The sequence below is a fragment of the Pseudomonas sp. 34 E 7 genome (assembly GCF_900005715.1).
GTDB lineage: Bacteria > Pseudomonadota > Gammaproteobacteria > Pseudomonadales > Pseudomonadaceae > Aquipseudomonas > Aquipseudomonas orientalis_A.
The window spans coordinates 1-18,126 of the sequence record NZ_CVTX01000029.1 but is presented as its reverse complement, the minus strand read 5'-3'; the positions used below and the strand labels follow the sequence as shown (position 1 = coordinate 18,126).

Genomic DNA, 18,126 nt, shown 5'->3' with positions numbered 1-18,126 from the left:
GGGCGCCAGGCCTCCCTCGAACGCCCGAGTGGCGAAGTGGTGGTGTGGCTGCTGGTCGACCGCCAGGGCCGCGTGCTGGATTCCGGCCTGCAAACCCAGGCCCCGAGCATGTTGCTCAACCGGGCCGCCACCAACAGTTTGCGTCGCATCAAGCAAGTCAAGCCGTTCCCCGAGCAGGCGTTCGGGGGCCGCAATGAGCAGCGCTTCACCGCCACCTTCAACTACAGCGTGCAATAAGCACGCGCCACCAGGACGACAGTGATGAAGTTCACCCGCATTCACTTGGCACTCGTTGCCGCGACCAGCATGACCCAGACAATGGTCATGGCCGACCCCGGCGACAGTGACGTCGGCACCATTGGGGTCCAAGGCAAAGCCAGCGCCGGGGGCGGTTACATGGTGCCCGAGGAAAGCATCAAGGGCCGCTCCACCGTGACCAAGGAGGCGCTGGACAAACAGACGGCGACGGGCAACGCCATCGACAAGCTCAAGTACACGCCGGGCCTGAACATTTCCAGCGAGGACAACACCGGCCTGTCGGGCTTTCGCTTCACCATGCGCGGCATGAACTCCGACCAGGTGGGCATGTCGGTGGACGGCATGCCGATCAACGATTCGGGCAACTATGCGCTGTATTCCAACCTGCTGGGCGACCCGGAAAACCTCGACCAGATCTTCGTCACCCAGGGCGCCTCGGAGTCCGACGGCCCGCACATCGGTTCCAGTGGCGGCAACATCGGCATCGTGACGATTCGCCCGACCAAAGAGACCGGCGCCTTCGTCAAACAGATCGTCGGCAGCAACGCCACGCGCAAGACCTTCGCCCGCCTCAACACCGGCGAAGTCAACGGCCTGAGCAACTGGCTGTCGGCGTCCCATACCGAGGGTGATATGTGGCGTGGTTCGGGCGCCGTGCGCGCGGACAAGGTGGAATGGAACAGCTTCTTCGACGCCGGCAACGGCAACACCGCCAACCTGATCCTCAAGTACCACGAGCAGGACAACAACAGCTACAGCCAGTTGACCAAGGCGCAGTTCCAGCAAAACGGCCGCAAATACGACCCCTACCCGGCCACACCAACGGTGGGCGGCAACGGCAAGTACAACAGCTACTATGCCCTGGCGCAGAACCCGTTCCAGACCTTCACCGCCGTGCTCAACACCCAGTTCAAACTGGCCGACAACCTGGCCCTGTCGGTGATCCCGTATTACTTCTGGGGCAATGGCAGCGGCGTCGGCTCATCGAGTTATGCGCTCAACCGTGGTTCGAACCAGGGCGGCGTATTCGACCTTGGCAATCTGCCAACCGCCGCCCAGTACAACGCCGACGGCACGCCGAACAGCGGCGTGTACTACCGCCCTTCGCGCACCCAGACCTGGCGTCCGGGCATCACCACCAAACTGACCTGGGACCTGGGCGACCACAGCCTGCAATTGGGTTACTGGTACGAGCGCGCACGCCAGAGCCAGACCCAGCCGTTCATCCCGCTCAAGAGCAATGGCAAGCCGGTCGACACCTGGCCGGATTCCAACAGCGCCGTCGTCGACGCCAACGGCAACCAGGTCCAGGGGCGCGACCGCTTCACCGTGACCCCGGCGCAAAAAGTCTGGGCCCAGGACACCTGGTACATCAACCCGGACTGGACCTTCATCGCCGGCCTGGCCTACATGAACGTCGAGCGTGACGGCACCAACCACGGCAGTCTCAACGAACAACCGGAAAAACGTAACCAGACCTACAACAAACTGCTGCCCAACGCCGGCCTGAAATACCAGTTGGACGAGCGCGACCAGTTGTTCTACAGCTTGTCACGCAACATGCGCGTACCGCAGAACTATGCGCTCTATGACAAAGGCGCCGGCTCCATCGACCTAGAGCCGGAAACCAGTTGGAACCACGAACTGGGCTGGCGCTACAGCGGCGACGACATGACCCTGGCCGCAACCCTGTTCTACATGGACTTCAAGAATCGCCAGGTTTCGTCCAAAGACATCAATGGCGACTCCGCCGATATCAACGTAGGCGCCGTCACCAACAAAGGCCTGGAACTGGAATGGAGCGGCCTGCTGCCCCACCATTTCAACTACTACACCTCCTACACCTACACCAAGGCCGAGCAGCAGGACGACATGACCGTCTACAACGCAGGCCGGGCCATCCTGTTGCCCACCAGCGGCAAACAGTTCGCCAACGTGCCGAAGAACATGCTGGCGGCCAACATCGGTTACGACGACGGGCGCTTCTACGGCACCTTCGGCGGCAAATACACCAGCAAGCTCTACGGCGACCTGACCAACGACGAAGCCATTTCCGCGCGCACCGTGTTCAACCTTGGCGCGGGTATCTACCTGCCGGTCGACAAAAAGGTCGTGAAGGACGCCACCCTGCGCCTGAACGTCGACAACCTGTTCGACAAAAAATACCTGGACGGCGTGTACACCACCAAGACCAACGCCGCCAGCTACAGCGGTTTTCGCGATGGCGACCCGGCGTACATCGTCGGCCTGGACCGCACCGTCACGGTTTCGCTGGAAGCGAATTTCTAAGACTGACCCAAGAGGAACGCAAGCATGGATATGAACCTGCTTCACGACATCACCTTCTATGTGATGTATGCCGCGATGGCCATCGCGATTTTCATCGCCATCGAGCGCGGCATCTACTTCGCTTATGTGCGCCGCCAGGCTCGCGCCTTGATCGACGCCCTGGGCGCCACCGTGCACAGCGAACGCGACCTGCCCGAACCGCTGACCCGTCGCGACAGCCTGCCGCTGAACATGATCCTGCCGGTATTGGCCCAGAAGGCGTCCCACGGATCGCGCAAGGACCTCGACGACGAAATCGACACCCAGTACCTCAAGACCCGCGCGCCGCTGGCCCGCAGCCTGTGGATCATCGAGACCATCACCACGGCGGCCCCGCTGCTCGGCCTGCTGGGCACCATCCTGGGCATCATCGACACCTTCAAGGCCCTCGCCACCGCAGGCGTATCGGACCCAGGGCAGATTTCCGGTGGTATCGGCACAGCCTTGTTCGCCACCGGGCTGGGGATCGCCATCGCGCTGTTCTGCGTGGTGTTCCATAACTTTTTCCAGGACAGCCTGGAGCGCATCAATGACCAGTTGAAGATCCTGCTGATCCGCGCCTCCAGCGGGGCCCGCGCCCACGAAGAAGTGCCGCACCGCGTGCCCACGCCACTGCACAGCCGCACGGCCTGACCTGCACGGCGGGCGCGTCATGGCCCGCCTGTTCTTTTTGCGCAATGAGACGCTTATGTCCCTTTCGATGAAGTTGCGTGTCGCAGGCCTCGCCGGTTTGCTCCTCAGTCCGCTGGCCCTGGCGGACTTTTCAATTGCAGGGTTTGAACTGGTGCACACCGTGCCGGTGGACACCACACTGGGCACTGCCGATCTGCGCCAGCCGGGCCCGGTGTGGATCGAGCTGTTCGACGGCGCAAAAAACCGCATCGATATCGGCCAGTTCTACGCAGCCGACCATCCCGGCTCGGTGATGGACAAGGTCATCGAACACCTGGAAGCCGCCGGTAAACGCGGGGTGAAAATTCGTTTTCTGCTCGAAGAAAAAGGCATCAAGTTATCGGATACGGCCACCCTGGAACGCTTGCGCGCCATTCCCAACCTGACCTTGCGCGTGCTGCCCTTCGGGCAATTGAGCGGCGGGATCATCCACGCCAAATACATGGTGGTGGACGCCAGTCAGGCGTTTATCGGCAGCCAGAATTTCGACTGGCGCTCCCTGGAACATATCCACGAAACCGGGCTGCGTATCAGCGACGCAAGCGTGGTCGGCCAGGTCCAGGCGATCTTCGACCAGGACTGGCGAGCCCAACAGGCCCTCAGCGACAACCAACCGGTGCCACTGCCCACCGTCGGTCAGGCGCCTGCGCGTACCGGCAACTATCTGGTGGCCAGCCCGCAACGCTACAACCCGCCCGGCGTGGGCGATTCACAGCAGGAACTGCCGCGCCTGCTGGGCGAAGCGAAGAAAGAGGTGCGCGTGCAGTTGCTTGACTATGCGCCGCTGTCCTACGGACCGGATCGGACCCGCCCTTACTATGCAGTGATCGATAACGCCGTGCGCGCCGCCGCTGCGCGTGGAGTGTCGATCAAGTTGATGGTGTCCAACTGGAACACCGACCCGCTGGAGCTGCCGTACCTCAAGAGCCTGGCGGTGCTGCCCAACGTGCAGATCAAGATCGTCACGCTGCCCGAGGCCAGGCAAGGCTTCATTCCCTATGCACGGGTGATCCACAGCAAGACGATGGAGATCGACGGGCAAGTGGCGTGGGTCGGCACCAGCAACTGGTTGGGCGGTTACCTGGATAATTCGCGCAATCTGGAGGTGGTGATGCGCAGTGAGGCGATGGCCAGACGCGTAGGGCAATTGCATGAGCAATTGTGGGACGGGCCCTACGCCAGAGCCTTGAACGTGACTGATGAGTACCCCGCCCCTCACCCTGGCCAGCATTGACCTCGAGCACCTGAGTAATGCTAGTGTGTGGAAATGTTTCTGACTTATCCGTCAGAAACACCCTACTCACTGCCTGCAAGGGAATGCCTCCAACCATGCACTTTCCACTGAAAAAACTCGTGACTGCCACGCTGTTCGCCGCCAGCCTTGCGGCGGTTACCATGCCTGCCCTCGCCAACATCACTGCCGAACAAAACACCGCGATTCTGAAAAGTTTCGCAGACACATCCGTCAGCGACTTCCGCAGTTTCCTCGGCACCCTGGCCAAGGGCGACCTGGGCAAGTCCAGTGATATCGCCCCGGCCATCAGCGCCTTTCTCAATGACAAAACCCTGAGTACCGAGCAGCAGAACGAGATCAATCGCCTGCTTGGCATTTACACACGGGTCAAGTACGGCAAGGCGGCGCTGGAAACCTTGCGCGAACTGGTGGAAATTCCGACGTTCAACGTAGACGGCCTGCCGCAGTACAAAAACCCGGAATTCCTCAAGATCGCCGACAGGATCCAGGCCCTGGCCAAGTCCTTCAACCTGAACTTCCGTAACGTCGATAACCGCGTGTATGAAATTTCCCTGGAAGGCAGCGGTGACGAAGTGGTGGGCGTGCATGCCCACGCCGATGTGGTCCCGGTGACGCCGGAAAACTGGGTGCTGAAGGATGGCACCAGGCTGGACCCGTTCAAAGTCACGCTGATTGGCGACCGCATGTATGGTCGCGGCACCGAGGATGACAAGAACGCCATCGTCGTGGCGATGTACGCCATGAAGGTGATCAAGGAAGAAAAGCTGCCGCTGGCGCGCACGTTCAAGCTGCTGGTGGACACCACCGAAGAAACCTCCGGTGACGCCATTCCCTACTATTTCGAACGCAATCCCGTACCGAACTACAACCTGGCGCTCGATGGCGGTTACCCGGTAGTGATCGCCGAAAAAGGCTCGGGCACCGTCATGGCCACTTTCCCGGTGCGCAAGGGTGAAGGCACCGGCGCGGAAATTATCGCAATGACCGGCGGCAAGGCCACCAACCAGATTCCATCGGTCTCGGTCGCCACGCTGGTCAGCGATAACCCGGCTGAACTGGCGGCCAGCCTGCAGCAGGCCGGTAATGACTATGCCAGGCGCAATGGCGGCAATTTCCAGGTGAGCGCCCAGGTTGACGGTAAGAACGTCAAACTGACCGTCACCGGCGTGTCAGCCCATTCTTCGGAACCCGAATCCGGGGTCAACCCGGTGGCACGTATGCTGGAATTGATCCACAGCGTCGATGGCAAGATCGCCCTCAAGCACAACCACATCACGGATGCTGCGGGGTACGCGGCGGACAACTGGGGCCTGGATTACCTGGGTGGCAAATTGGGCGTGGGCTATGCCGATGACTTCATGGGGCCGCTGACCACCTCGCCGACCTTTGTCGGCCTGGATGACAAAGCCTTCAGGCTGGCAGTCAACCTGCGTGCGCCAAAGGGTAAAGCCCCGGAGGCACTCAAGGCACAGATCGAGCAGAAACTGAACGCCTGGAACACGCAAGCCAAGGTCAACGTCAACTTCACCTATTCGCTGGACAAGCCGATGTACCGCAACCCCGAAGGCGAGTGGGTAAAAGCCCTGCTGGCGGTGGCCACGGAAAACCTGGGCATGCAGCACAAGTTCGGCACATCCGCCGGCGCCACGTCCGTGCACGACCTGCCCAACGGCGTGCAATTCGGCCTGGCCCGCCCGGAAGAGAAGTACACCGGCCACACCGACGGTGAGTTCAAGACTGTCGAGCAGTTCCTGCTGGACCTGCAGATTGTGACCGAAATGATGGGACGTGTCGGCCAGTTGCCCAAGCTCTGATCCATTCTCGAGCCCGCCGCAACGGCGGGCTCTTCACGCCTGCAACATCAACATATCCTCAAAGAACCCACCGACCGGTTCAGTGGGATGGCACAGCTGGATCTCCAGCACCCAAGCCATTTCACTCGGCGGGATGTCCAGCTCCGCCAACTGTTTGCTCTCGAACAACGCATGGGGAAAGTCCGCCAGGCGATGCCCCGCCAGATTGCGTGCCAGCCGCCAGCCCTTGGCCACGGCGCTCTGTTCGGCGAAGTCGTAGAGTTCGCGTCCGGTCAGACCGCGCAGCCAGGCCTGGCGGGTTTCATCGAATACCTGGTGCAGTGCGGTGGTGCAGGCCAGGTGCAGGGGCGAGTCGCCGAAGACAAACGTGTCGCCATAGTCGCCTTCGTAGCCGTCCCACACCGGGCCAAGGTCGACCACCACGATATCGCTGGCGCGCAGCCTGCGCTGGCGATCGATACCCTCACGGGGCGGGCGCACCGTGTCGGCGCCAAACCGGATGTAGGTGGGGTGCCAAGTGTGCGACGCGCCCATGGCCTGCAATTGCCCGGCGGCCATTTCCAGCGCCTGGCCGGTGGTCATGCCGACTTTCAAGCGGCTGACGATAGCTGCCAGGGCGCGTATGGATTTCTCACGCGCCGCCAGCATGCCGTCCAGGGAATAACGCGGGCCGACTTTTTCCCAGATCGGGTCGAACGCCGGCGGTGCCGTTTCCGCGCTTGACCGACCACTGGCGACAAACGCCTCCGCGACAAACCGATGGCTCGGCAGACCCGCCTCCAGGCACTGGGTTCGCACCTGGCTGAGCATGGCGCCGTTCCCGCAGGCATAGACCTGGGCCACCTCCCAGCGATGCCCATGACTCAATGCAACCTCCTGCACCCTGCCCTCCGATGAGCGCACGGGATGCCAGCGAAACCGTGGATGTTCGAGCACTGCTTGATTCAGGAAGGCGCTGTCATAAAAATCCGCCGAGTGCGCCCCGCCCCAATACAACGTCACTTCGAGATCATGTTTAAGCGCGCTCAGCAGGATCGGCTTGATGCCGGCGTAACCGGTGCCCGTGGCGAACAGCACCACGGCCTCGGCGGCATCGTCCTGCCAGGTACAGGCACCGAACGGACCTTCCAGTTGCAGACGGTTTCCCACGGCCAGGCCATCCAGGATGCCTTCGGAAAAGTACCCGCCGCTTACCCGACGAATCTGCAAAACCAAGCGCCCACCGTCCTCGGCAGGCAGGTTGGCAATCGAGAAACTGCGCGTATCGCCGTGTTCCAGGCAGAGCTTGAGGTACTGCCCTGCCCGCACTGCCACAGGTGCGTCGGGCAACAACACCAACTCGATAACATCAGGGCCGATTGCCTGCTTGCTGAGTACGCGTGCGCCAAAAACCAGCGCGGGCGCATCCAATGACCAACCGGGAATTTCCAGGCGCATGTCGGTGCAGGCACGGCTCTGGCACAACAGCATTTCATTGGCGGCCAGCGGGCAACAAGGCGCGGGCGCGTCCGGGGCCAGGCGCTTGGCCTGGTACTCGCCTTGGGTGACCACCACCTTGCACGAACCGCACGCACCACGGCGGCAGGAGAACGGCACGGCCAGGCCGCTGGCAAGCATGGCGTCAAGCAACAGCTCGTCGCCGGCCTCAAAGGTTTTGCCCGAGGGGGACAGTTCGATGACATGCCGCATAGCTGAGGACCCGAGAATGAGTGAAGCCTGATTGTTACGCTAGACTAGGCCCATTAGAACCTCCAGTTTTGGATACTTCAGATGGTCCAGATGCGTAAATGGCGCCCCTTACTCAAGCTCGACGCCGACTCGCCACACGCCTCCTACCGCAAAATAGCCGAGGGCCTGGTGACCGCAATTGTCGAGGGGCGCCTGCCGCCCGGCACCTTGCTGCCAGGGACGCGGGAAATGGCGCAGTTGCTCGACGTCAACCGCAAGACGGTCATCCTGGCCTACGAAGAAGCCTTGACCAAAGGCTGGCTGATCAGCGAGCCGCGTCGCGGCACCTTCGTCAATGCCCAACTGACGCCCAAGCAACTGCCCGGTCATGCCCTGCAGTCCTTCGCGCCGCCCATTCTGGCGCAGCCGGTGGTGCCGTATTTCGCCCACAACGCGCAGGTCACCGCGCTGCAGCATCGGCATGACGCGCTGTTTTTCGACAACGGCACCAGCGACCACCGCCTGCTGCCGCAAGCGGTGCTGCATCGTTACTACCGCAACGCCCTGCGCAACAGCTTTGCCTCCAACACCGTACGCTACGGCAGCGAAGGCACCGGCCATCACTTGCGCCGCGCCCTCGCCGAGATGCTGCGCAGCAATCGCGGGCTGGCCGTCAACGCCGACAATATCTGCCTGACCCAGGGCACGCAGATGTCGCTGTACCTGAGTGCCAGTTTGCTGATCAAACCGGGCGACGTGGTACTGGTGGAGCGCTTGAGTTACCCGCCGGCGTGGGAAATTTTTCGTCAGTTGGGCGCGCACCTGGTCACGGTGGACATGGACGAAGAAGGTTGCCGTACCGACCAGATCGACCGTTTATGCCGGCAGCACAACGTGCGCATGATCTACGTCACGCCGCATCATCAGTTCCCTACCACCGTCAGCCTGCACGCCGCGCGGCGCCAACAGCTGTTGACCCTCGCTGCGTTGCACGACTTCTGCATCATCGAGGAAGACTACGACCACGAATTCCACTTTAACGGTCGCCCCTACCTGCCGCTTGCCAGTGACCGTTCCCAGCGCCACGTGATCTATATCGGCTCGCTATCCAAGGCCTTGGGCTCGACGTTTCGCTGCAGCTATATCGTGGCGCCCGCCGAGGTGGTTGAAGCCCTGCACCGCAATGCGGCGCTGATGCTGGGGGATGCCGACGCCGTTGCTCAGAAAATGCTGGCCGACCTGATCAATGAGGGTGAACTGAAAAAGCACCTGCGCCGCGTGTCGAAAGAATATCGAGGGCGTCGGGAGACGTTGCAAACCTGTCTGCACGAGTCGCTGGGTGATCGTATCCAGGTGCGCGAACCGGAGGGCGGCCTGGCGTTGTGGGTGCGTTTCGAGGATGAGATCGACGTGGATCGAATGGTAAAAACAGCCCTGGGCCACGGACTGGTGGTGCGCAGCGGCCGGCAGTTCTCGCCGACGGGCCAGCCGGAGAATGCGCTGCGCTTGGGCTTTGCGTCGCTCAATCAGGCAGAAATCCGTCAGGCTACGTTGCGGCTGGCTCAAGCGGTGAATGCTCTTTAACACCATTGAACGTTCCCACGCTCTGCGTGGGAATGCCGCCCTGGACGCTCCGCGTCCTGCTTTCAGCGCAAAATACGGCAGGTGCGCAAGGTGACGCGGAGCGTCACGGGATGCATGCCCACGCAGAGCGTGGGAACGATCAATACGATCAGCGCTGTTATATAAATCGCAGACAAAAAAAAGCCACTCGCTTGAGTGGCTTTTTCTTTGAATTGGAGCGGGAAACGAGACTCGAACTCGCGACCCCGACCTTGGCAAGGTCGTGCTCTACCAACTGAGCTATTCCCGCAAATGGCGTCCCCTAGGGGACTCGAACCCCTGTTACCGCCGTGAAAGGGCGGTGTCCTAGGCCACTAGACGAAGGGGACACGCTACTGAAACACATGGTGTGTATTCCAGTGCCCAGAGGCCTCATCCGAAGATGGGGTCCTGGTTTCACTCAATGCCGCCCGAAGGCCACACTGCTTGTAAATTGGAGCGGGAAACGAGACTCGAACTCGCGACCCCGACCTTGGCAAGGTCGTGCTCTACCAACTGAGCTATTCCCGCATATGGCGTCCCCTAGGGGACTCGAACCCCTGTTACCGCCGTGAAAGGGCGGTGTCCTAGGCCACTAGACGAAGGGGACACACGTACAACATTCACTCCCTACCGCGTTTCGCTGTGTGCTTTACGCTGTAAGTGGCGCGCATTCTATGGATGGATTCATAGGTCGTCAACCCCCAAGGATAAATTTATTTAAATCAATGACTTCGCCCCGGTTTACCGGCCCGCCCGGGCATTCTGGCCGCCCAAGCCCTGGCGCCTATATTCTGGCGCTCGACAAGGCGCTATAGTTGGTCCAGGCAAATGATGGCAATGTGCAGTCACGCCAGGAACACTTACCTATATAGAAGAAACAACCTGGGCAACTGGTCGAACAGTCCTATCCGCCGGATAGCTCAGTCACTACACTCCACAGCAAACCCCATAAAGAGGTCACACCGGTGACACCACTCATGATCACCCTGCTGGTTATAGCCGGGATCGCAATACTGATCGCCATTGGCTACATGAACCATGTGGTGGAAAACAATAAGCTGGAAAAGCAGCGTACCGAAATCGAGCTCAATGATCGGCTGCGTCGCTGTGGTGAAATCACCGAGACCTTTCCTGGCCAATTGATGACCCCGGCGCTCAAGCTGTTGCTGACCCGCCTGGAACTCAACGTCAACCAGCGCCTGCTGAACCTCAACAAATCCAGCGGCCCGCTCAAGGCACGGATCGCCGAGCTCAACGCACTGATCGCTCAGGGCGAATCGATTCCGGTGGCCAATCCGCCCGCGCCGATCCAGACCGAAGCCAAAGCCAAGGATGTGCGCTTTTTGCTCGAAGCGTTGCACGGCCAAGTCACCCGCGCGGCCCAGGACGGTTTCCTGCCGGCCAACGAAGCGAAGCACTGGATCAAGGAAGTCCGCCATATCCTGGTGCTGCTGCACATCGAGTTCTTCAACAACCTCGGCCAGCATGCCCTGCAGCAAGGGCAACCGGGCCAGGCGCGCCTGGCGTTCGAGCGCGGCGTGCAGTACCTGCGCAAACAACCGGAACCGGTGCTGTACAGCGCACAGCTGAGAACGCTGGAGTCGCAACTGGCCCGCGCCAACTCCACGGTGTTGACCAACAGCCAGCCAGTCGAAGACGAAGTCAACGAACTGACCGAAGGCCTGAAAGTCGTCGACGCCGATGCCGAGTGGAAAAAGAAAGCCATCTACGACTGATAGGCTTCTGGCTATGTGGCGACATCCGGTCGCCACGTGCCATCAAAATGCACCTATCCCCCCGCCCCCGACTAGGGTAAAAAAGTGCCCCTCACTCCGTGAAGTTAGAGGCCTGCTATGCCTGTCGCCGTGATTGATGGACAACCGCTGCACTATATCGACCAGGGCACCGGCCCGGTCGTCCTGTTGGGTTCGAGCTACCTGTGGGACCGCAACATGTGGCCATCGCAGATCGACGCACTGTCGCAGCAATACCGTGTAATCGTCCCTGAACTGTGGGGTCATGGCGAGTCGGGCACGCTGCCCGCAGACACCCGCTCCCTTGACGACCTGGCACATCAGCACCTGGCGCTGCTGGACCACCTGAACATCGCGCAGGTCAACCTGGTCGGTCTGTCGGTCGGCGGCATGTGGGGCGCCCGCCTCGCCTTGCTGGCACCTGAGCGCATCAACAGCCTGGTGCTGATGGACACCTATCTCGGCGCCGAGCCGCACGCCACGCGTGAGTATTACTTCTCGCTGTTCAAGATGATTGAAGACGCCGGCGCCATTCCTGAACCGTTGCTGGACGTGATCGCGCCAATCTTCTTCCGGCCGCAAATCGACCGCGAATCAGCGCTGTATCAGGACTTTCGCCAGTCACTGCAGGATTTTTCCCGGGAAGGCCTGCTGGACAGCGTGGTGCCCCTGGGTCGCTTGATCTTCAGTCGCGAAGACATCCTCGATCAGCTGCCTCGCCTGGACTGCGACACCACCCTGGTCATGTGCGGCGAACAGGACAAGCCCCGCCCACCCGCAGAAGCCGAGGAAATGGCCAATCTGATCGGCTGTGCCCTGACCTTGATTCCCGACGCCGGGCATATCTCCAGCCGGGAGAATCCGGAGTTCGTCAATGAAGCGCTACTGACGTTCCTCGCAAACAACGCCTGATCCCGTTCGCCACTGGTCGCGGCGCTCCGGCTGCGATCAGAGGCGGAAGTGCCCCACCATGCCCTTGAGTTCTGCGCCCAACTGCGCCAGCTGGATGCTCGACGCGGCGTTGCCTTGCATGCTCAACGCCGATTGATCGGCACTCGCGCGGATGCTGGTGACGCTGCGGTTGATCTCTTCGGCCACCGAGCTCTGCTCCTCGGCCGCAGCGGCAATCTGCTGGTTCATCTGCTGGATCAATGACACCGCTGCGGCAATGCTGCCCAGGGCGCTTTCGGTTTCCAACGCATCACTGACGGCCAGTTTAACCAGCTCGCCACTGTGCTGAATCTGCTGCACCGACGACTGCGCCGCGCTGCGCAAGGTGCTGACCAGGCGTTCGATTTCCTCGGTCGATTGCTGGGTACGCTTGGCCAGCGCGCGCACCTCGTCGGCGACCACCGCAAAGCCGCGCCCTTGCTCGCCTGCGCGGGCCGCTTCAATCGCAGCGTTCAGGGCGAGCAGGTTGGTTTGCTCGGCGACGCTCTTGATCACACTCAACACCGCACCGATGTTCTGGATCTCCGCGCTGAGGCTCTCGATGCTGGCACTGGCACTGTTGCTGGAGGTGGCCAGCAGTTCGATGCGCTGCAAGCTCGAGCGCACCACCTGCTGGCCACTGTCGACCTTGTCATCCGCCGTCTGCGCAGCTTGCGCGGCCTCTTCGGCGTTACGCGCCACGTCATGCACCGTGGCGGTCATCTGGTTCATCGCCGTGGCCACCTGCTCGGTTTCCTCCTTCTGGCTGCTGACCTCGATGTTGGTCTGCTCGGTCACGCTGGACAACGCATGCGCCGAGCTGGCCAGTTGCTCGATTCCTGCCTGCAACCCGCTGACCATATGGCTCAAGCCGTTGCCCATCTGCTGCATCGCCTGCATCAGCTGGCCGATTTCATCGCGGCGATTGACCTCCATGCGCCCAGTCAGGTCACCGGAGGCAATCTGCTGGGCCACGGCGATTACCCTGCGCAGCGGCGCCACGATCATGCGGGTAATCCCCCATGCAGCCAACAGCCCCACCAGCAACGCCAGGGCGGATGACCCGATGATGAGCAGCGCGCTGCTGGCCAGTTGCGCCTGCATCGACTGGTCTTCGGCGTCGTAGGCCTGGTTGACCCGGCTGACCACCTGATCGGCGCGATCATGCAATTGTTTGTAAACCACTTTTTCCTGCGCCAGCAGGCCGGTGTATTCGCCAAGCTTTTCGCTGAACGAGGCGATATGCCCGGACACTTCATTCAGCACGGTCTGGTAACCGGAGTCCTTGACCGAGGTTTTCAGTTGCTCGGCCTGGGCCAGCGCCTGGTCAGCCTGTTCGATCCTGCCCTGCTCCGCCTCGTCCGCGTCGGCCTTGCGGCTCTGATCCAGGCGCAGCCGCGCTTCGTTCATCGCCTGCAACATCAACCGCGACACCTGGCTCACCTGCCCCGCCTGCTCGATAAACTCGGCGCCGTCCTTGCCCTGGCTCTCTTTCAGGGCATAGGCGCCGTCGTCCGCCAGGCCGGCCTGCAACACATCGAGATTATTGGCCACGCTGGACACCGACCAACTGGCCATTTCCAGGGCCAAGTCCTTGGTCTGGGTCAGTTCGACAAATTCGTCGAACGCCTTGCGGTAGGCGACCAGGGCTTGCTCCACCTCGGTCATGACCGGCACGTTGGCGGCGGACTGGCCCTTGAGGCTGACCGCCAGCGCAGTCAGCGCGTCGACACGTTCATGCAGGGCATCCACCGCCTTGGGGTCGGCGTGCAAGGCGTAATCCTGTTCGATCAGGCGCACCTTGAGCAGGTCGCTGTTGAGCGAAGACATCCGCTTGAGGCCCTCGAAGCGCTGACCCACGGTTTGCAGGGACCCTACGCCGATGGCCGCGACCAGTGCCGTCAGCAGCAGCACCAGGGTGAACCCCAAGCCCAGTTTTTTCGCCATACCGAGGTTGGCAAAACGTCGTTGCGCGCCCGAAATCATTGCACTTGAGTCCTCTCGCAATGGCAGATGCCATAAACCCGCCTGACCAGCAGCGAGATTGGCAACCACGGGGCACTGAGCACAAGTCATTGGCGCCACAATAATGGCAAAAAGCTACACGCCCGTCGTTTTCAGAATGGTCGAGGTCGATCTGGCGGGCCCCAGGGCACGGAACAGCGCCAATGCTCGCTGATCCGCCGCATAGGCCACGTTGATGCGCAGCCACTCGCTGCATTCACCCTTCGGGTTGAACAACGTTCCCGGTGCCAACAACACACCCAGCCTGCGGGCACACGCCTGCACACGCGAAGGGCTTTGGGCACCAGGTCGCGCCCACAGGAACATGCCGCCGGCGGGTACCGCAAACACTTGCCATTCTTCATCCTCCAGCACCTGCAGGGTGGCGGCCATTTGCGTATTCAGACGCTTGCGCAGGCGCTGCACCCACTTGCGGTAGGTACCGTTGGCCAGCAAGGTCGCCACCATGGCCTCGGCAAACCGCGAAGTGCCAATGCCCGTCAGGGTCTTGAGATGAGCCAGTTGCGCGATGATCGCCGCACCGGCGCTCAGGTAGCCCACGCGCAGGGCACTGCTCAGCGTCTTGGAAAAACTGGAGACATAGATGACACGATCTTCATGGGGCAACGCCGACAACCGCGTGCAGCTGGCATGTTGCAGGTCGCCGTAGACGTCTTCCTCGATGATCAGGAAATCCCGGCTACGGGCCAGCGCCAGCAAACGTTCGGCCACCGCGTGGCACAGGCTGGTGCCGGTAGGGTTGTGATAGAGGCTGTTGATGAACAGGCACTTGGGGCGATGGCATTGCAGGTGTGCCTCCAGCACTTCGATGTCCGGGCCGTTGCGCGTGCGCGGCACTTCGAGCAAGGTGACCCCGTGAAACGCCAGTTGCCGATAGAGGTTGCCGTAGCCCGGGGTCTCGACCACCACCGTATCGCCCGCTTTGAGCAGCGTGCGTATCAGCAGGTCCAGGGCATGGCTGGCGCCGTGGGTCGTCAGGATGCACTCCAGGCTGCTGGGCACGTGGATCCGGGTCAGGCGCTTGAGCAATTGTTCACGCAGGGCCGGCAACCCAAGGGGCGTGCTGTAGTTGAACAGCCCGGCGGTGTCGGTACGGCTGACTTCGCGGATTGCGTAGTTGATGTCATCGCTCTCGCGCCAGGCGTCCGGTAGCCAGCCGCAGCCGAGCTTAAGCTCGCCCAAAGGGCCATCGGTAAAGCTGCCCCAACCCAGTTCGGCGCCTTCGTGCCAGGGCTTTTCCTGAACGACCGCGGGCTGCGCCACCACGAACCCGGCACCGTTTTTCGAGGCCAGCAGCCCTTGGGCCGCCATCCGCTCGAAGGCTTCGATCACGCTGGACTGGCTCAGCAGGTTGTCGAAGGCCAATTGCCGGACGGACGGTAAGCGTGTGCCGGGGCTCACCCCATTGTTGCGAATCCATCCCGCGACTGCGCTGATGATTTGCTGCACCACCGGTACTGGGGCTTGTCGATCAATCCCTAAATCCATGAGCCACTCACTTCAACTGTTTGTTATTCAACCCAAACAGTTAAGCACAGAAGCTCAAGAAAGCTCGTCCTAGATAGTTATTAAATCATTGATTTTATTAGATTTTTTACCTAATGATACACATTCAATCACGGCTTTTTGCCAGCTATGGAAACACCCCACGCCACCCCAGCACTTTTCGAACAGGTTGCAGTGTGAAGTCCTAAATCGCCGTGGCACCGCCGTCCACCGCCAGGGCCTGGCCGGTGGTGAAGGCCGCACCATCACTGCACAGATACAACACGGCGCTGGCGATTTCCTCGACCTTGCCAATGCGCCCGACCGGGTGCATCGCCGCCGCAAAGTCGGCCTTGCGCGGGTCGGCTTCGTAGGCGCGTCGGAACATGTCGGTGTCGATCACCGCCGGGCACACGGCATTGACGCGGATTTTCTTTTTCGCGTACTCAATGGCTGCCGACTTCGTCAGGCCGATCACCGCATGCTTGGACGCCGCATAGATGCTCATCTTCGGCGCCGCCCCCAAACCCGCTACCGACGCCGTGTTGACGATGGCTCCCCCGCCCTGAGCCAGCAACAGCGGCAGTTGATGTTTCATGCACAGCCACACGCCTTTGACGTTGACCCCCATGATGGCATCGAACTCATCCAGCGTACCGTCGGCCAACTTGCCCTTCTCGATCTCGATCCCGGCATTGTTGAAGGCATAGTCCAGGCGGCCATAGGCGGCAACGGTCTGCGCCATCAATTGCTGCACATCCGCTTCCAGGGTGACGTTGCAGCGCACAAACAACGCCTGGCCACCGGCTTGCTGAATCAGCGCCACAGTGCCCTCGCCGCCCGCCACATCAAGGTCGGCCACCACCACTTTCAAGCCTTCGGCGGCAAACGCCAGCGCGCTGGCGCGCCCAATACCGGCGGCAGCGCCGGTCACCAGGGCGACCTGGCCGGAAAATGTCATGCTCATGGGGAATGTCCTGTGGGATTGATAACCGTGGGTCGAGTCTAGCCAACGACGGCAGCGTCGCGTCAGCACCATCAGAAGCCCGGTGGGTGCTGCATGAGTTCTGGTGATAAGGCCATGGGCACGAGTATCAACCCTGTCTATCGGCAAGCATTCGCGTGGCTCGAACAACCTTGCTCGCGGGCCGTTCCTTGTCTATGACTGGTACTTCATTTCTAAAGAGTTGCCGCCATGACTGCCCAGACCAACCGCCAGTTCCTGCTTGCCAAACGCCCGGTCGGAGCGGCCACGCGGGACACCTTCACCTATCAGGAAGTCCCGGTGGGCACACCCCGGGACGGGCAGATACTGGTGCACAACGAGTACCTGTCCCTCGACCCCGCCATGCGCGGCTGGATGAATGAGGGCAAGTCCTACATCGCGCCGGTGGGCCTTGGCGACGTCATGCGCGCCTTGGGCGTGGGCAAGGTGATTGCCTCCAACCACCCGGACTTTGCGGTCGGCGACTACGTCAACGGCGCCTTGGGCGTACAGGATTACTTCCTCGGCGAGCCACGCGGCTTCTACAAGGTCGATCCGAAACTCGCGCCGCTGCCCCGCTACCTGTCCGCGCTGGGCATGACCGGCATGACCGCCTACTTCGCGCTGCTGGACACCGGCGCGCCCAAGCCAGGGGAGACCGTGGTGATTTCCGGCGCCGCCGGTGCGGTCGGCAGCATTGCCGGACAGATCGCCAAACTCAAGGGCTGCCGCGTGGTGGGCATCGCCGGAGGCGCCGACAAGTGCAAGTTCCTGGTGGACGAACTGGGCTTTGATGCGGCCATCGACTACAAACACGAAGACGTACCCGCCGCCCTCAAGCGCGAGTGCCCCAAGGGCGTGGATGTCTATTTCGATAACGTTGGCGGCGAGATTCTCGACGCGGTGCTCAGTCGCCTGGCGCTGAAAGCGCGAGTGGTGATTTGCGGCGCCATCAGCCAGTACAACAACAAAGAAGCCGTCAAAGGCCCCGCCAACTACTTGTCATTACTGGTCAACCGCGCACGGATGGAAGGCTTTGTGGTGATGGATCACGCGGCGAACTTTGCCGCCGCCGGGCAGGAAATGGCCGGCTGGATGGCCCAGGGCAAGCTCAAGAGCAAAGAGGATATCGTTGAAGGTTTGGAAACGTTCCCGGAAACGCTGATGAAACTGTTCAACGGCGAGAACTTTGGCAAGTTGGTGCTGAAGGTCAGCTGACACACGCCATTTACAACGGTGGGAGGTGGCTGGCCCCAATGCCAGTCAAGGCTTTTTGTAGGAGCGAGCTTGCTCGCGAAAAACTCACAGGCACCGCGTTTATTCAGGAAGCACGCGTTATCGTTGACG

13 protein-coding genes, 4 tRNA genes and 1 pseudogene are annotated in these 18,126 nt (G+C 61.4%); 9 read left to right on the top strand and 9 right to left on the bottom strand.

The genetic code is table 11. The features are described from left to right. The 5 genes from BFP96_RS00960 to BFP96_RS00940 form a co-directional block, all read left to right on the top strand. On the top strand, positions 1-237 hold a 237-nt coding region (locus tag BFP96_RS00960; RefSeq protein ID WP_139113300.1), incomplete at its 5' end, for an energy transducer TonB family protein. Positions 238-261: 24 nt separating this feature from the next. Next, complete coding sequence (locus BFP96_RS00955) at positions 262-2,547, top strand: TonB-dependent receptor (RefSeq protein ID WP_065891841.1); 2,286 nt, start codon at positions 262-264, stop codon at positions 2,545-2,547. A 24-nt stretch (positions 2,548-2,571) separates the two neighbouring features. After that, positions 2,572-3,219, top strand: coding sequence for a MotA/TolQ/ExbB proton channel family protein (locus tag BFP96_RS00950; protein ID WP_065896327.1), 648 nt, complete (start codon positions 2,572-2,574; stop codon positions 3,217-3,219). 55 nt (positions 3,220-3,274) lie between these two features. Continuing rightward, on the top strand, positions 3,275-4,492 hold the full coding sequence (locus BFP96_RS00945; RefSeq protein WP_065935406.1) for a phospholipase D-like domain-containing protein: 1,218 nt from the start codon (positions 3,275-3,277) through the stop codon (positions 4,490-4,492). Between the two features lie 95 nt (positions 4,493-4,587). Then, positions 4,588-6,327: a dipeptidase gene (locus BFP96_RS00940; protein WP_065935405.1), complete on the top strand. Its 1,740-nt coding sequence runs from the start codon at positions 4,588-4,590 to the stop codon at positions 6,325-6,327. Positions 6,328-6,360: 33 nt separating this feature from the next. Here BFP96_RS00940 and BFP96_RS00935 read toward each other — a convergent pair whose 3' ends face one another. Beyond that, positions 6,361-8,016: a M24 family metallopeptidase gene (locus tag BFP96_RS00935; protein WP_065935404.1), complete on the bottom strand. Its 1,656-nt coding sequence runs from the start codon at positions 8,014-8,016 to the stop codon at positions 6,361-6,363. An 81-nt stretch (positions 8,017-8,097) separates the two neighbouring features. Between BFP96_RS00935 and BFP96_RS00930 the strand changes: the two genes are divergently transcribed. Next, entirely contained in the window at positions 8,098-9,579 is a 1,482-nt protein-coding gene (locus tag BFP96_RS00930) for a MocR-like pyridoxine biosynthesis transcription factor PdxR (RefSeq protein ID WP_065935403.1), read from the top strand. A gap of 213 nt (positions 9,580-9,792) precedes the next feature. Here the strand turns inward: BFP96_RS00930 and BFP96_RS00925 are convergent. The 4 genes from BFP96_RS00925 to BFP96_RS00910 form a co-directional block, all read right to left on the bottom strand. Then, a tRNA-Gly gene (locus BFP96_RS00925) sits at positions 9,793-9,868 on the bottom strand. A gap of 3 nt (positions 9,869-9,871) precedes the next feature. Continuing rightward, a tRNA-Glu gene (locus BFP96_RS00920) sits at positions 9,872-9,947 on the bottom strand. 105 nt (positions 9,948-10,052) lie between these two features. Then, positions 10,053-10,128 (bottom strand) — tRNA-Gly (locus BFP96_RS00915). 3 nt (positions 10,129-10,131) lie between these two features. Continuing rightward, positions 10,132-10,207: transfer RNA gene (locus BFP96_RS00910), tRNA-Glu, on the bottom strand. 358 nt (positions 10,208-10,565) lie between these two features. Between BFP96_RS00910 and BFP96_RS00905 the strand changes: the two genes are divergently transcribed. Continuing rightward, on the top strand, positions 10,566-11,336 hold the full coding sequence (locus BFP96_RS00905; RefSeq protein ID WP_083205590.1) for a hypothetical protein: 771 nt from the start codon (positions 10,566-10,568) through the stop codon (positions 11,334-11,336). Between the two features lie 117 nt (positions 11,337-11,453). Beyond that, a complete protein-coding gene (locus BFP96_RS00900) occupies positions 11,454-12,266 on the top strand; it encodes an alpha/beta fold hydrolase (RefSeq protein ID WP_065935402.1) in 813 nt (270 codons plus the stop codon). Positions 12,267-12,302: 36 nt separating this feature from the next. Here BFP96_RS00900 and BFP96_RS31620 read toward each other — a convergent pair whose 3' ends face one another. The 4 genes and pseudogenes from BFP96_RS31620 to BFP96_RS00885 all read right to left on the bottom strand — a co-directional run bounded on the left by BFP96_RS31620 (position 12,303) and on the right by BFP96_RS00885 (position 16,761). Then, positions 12,303-13,145 (bottom strand): methyl-accepting chemotaxis protein, encoded by an 843-nt coding sequence (locus BFP96_RS31620; RefSeq protein WP_371914755.1) that lies wholly within the window; start codon positions 13,143-13,145, stop codon positions 12,303-12,305. An 18-nt stretch (positions 13,146-13,163) separates the two neighbouring features. Beyond that, positions 13,164-13,292 (bottom strand): annotated as a pseudogene (locus BFP96_RS31615) (HAMP domain-containing protein); the annotation flags it as partial. 1,092 nt (positions 13,293-14,384) lie between these two features. Continuing rightward, on the bottom strand, positions 14,385-15,797 hold the full coding sequence (locus BFP96_RS00890) for an aminotransferase-like domain-containing protein (protein WP_065935400.1): 1,413 nt from the start codon (positions 15,795-15,797) through the stop codon (positions 14,385-14,387). 202 nt (positions 15,798-15,999) lie between these two features. After that, on the bottom strand, positions 16,000-16,761 hold the full coding sequence (locus tag BFP96_RS00885) for an SDR family oxidoreductase (protein ID WP_065896335.1): 762 nt from the start codon (positions 16,759-16,761) through the stop codon (positions 16,000-16,002). 228 nt (positions 16,762-16,989) lie between these two features. On the opposite strand from BFP96_RS00885, the gene BFP96_RS00880 reads away from it, so the two are divergent. Continuing rightward, positions 16,990-17,997, top strand: a complete 1,008-nt coding sequence (locus BFP96_RS00880; protein ID WP_065935399.1) for an NADP-dependent oxidoreductase — start codon at positions 16,990-16,992, stop codon at positions 17,995-17,997. Positions 17,998-18,126 lie beyond the last annotated feature (129 nt).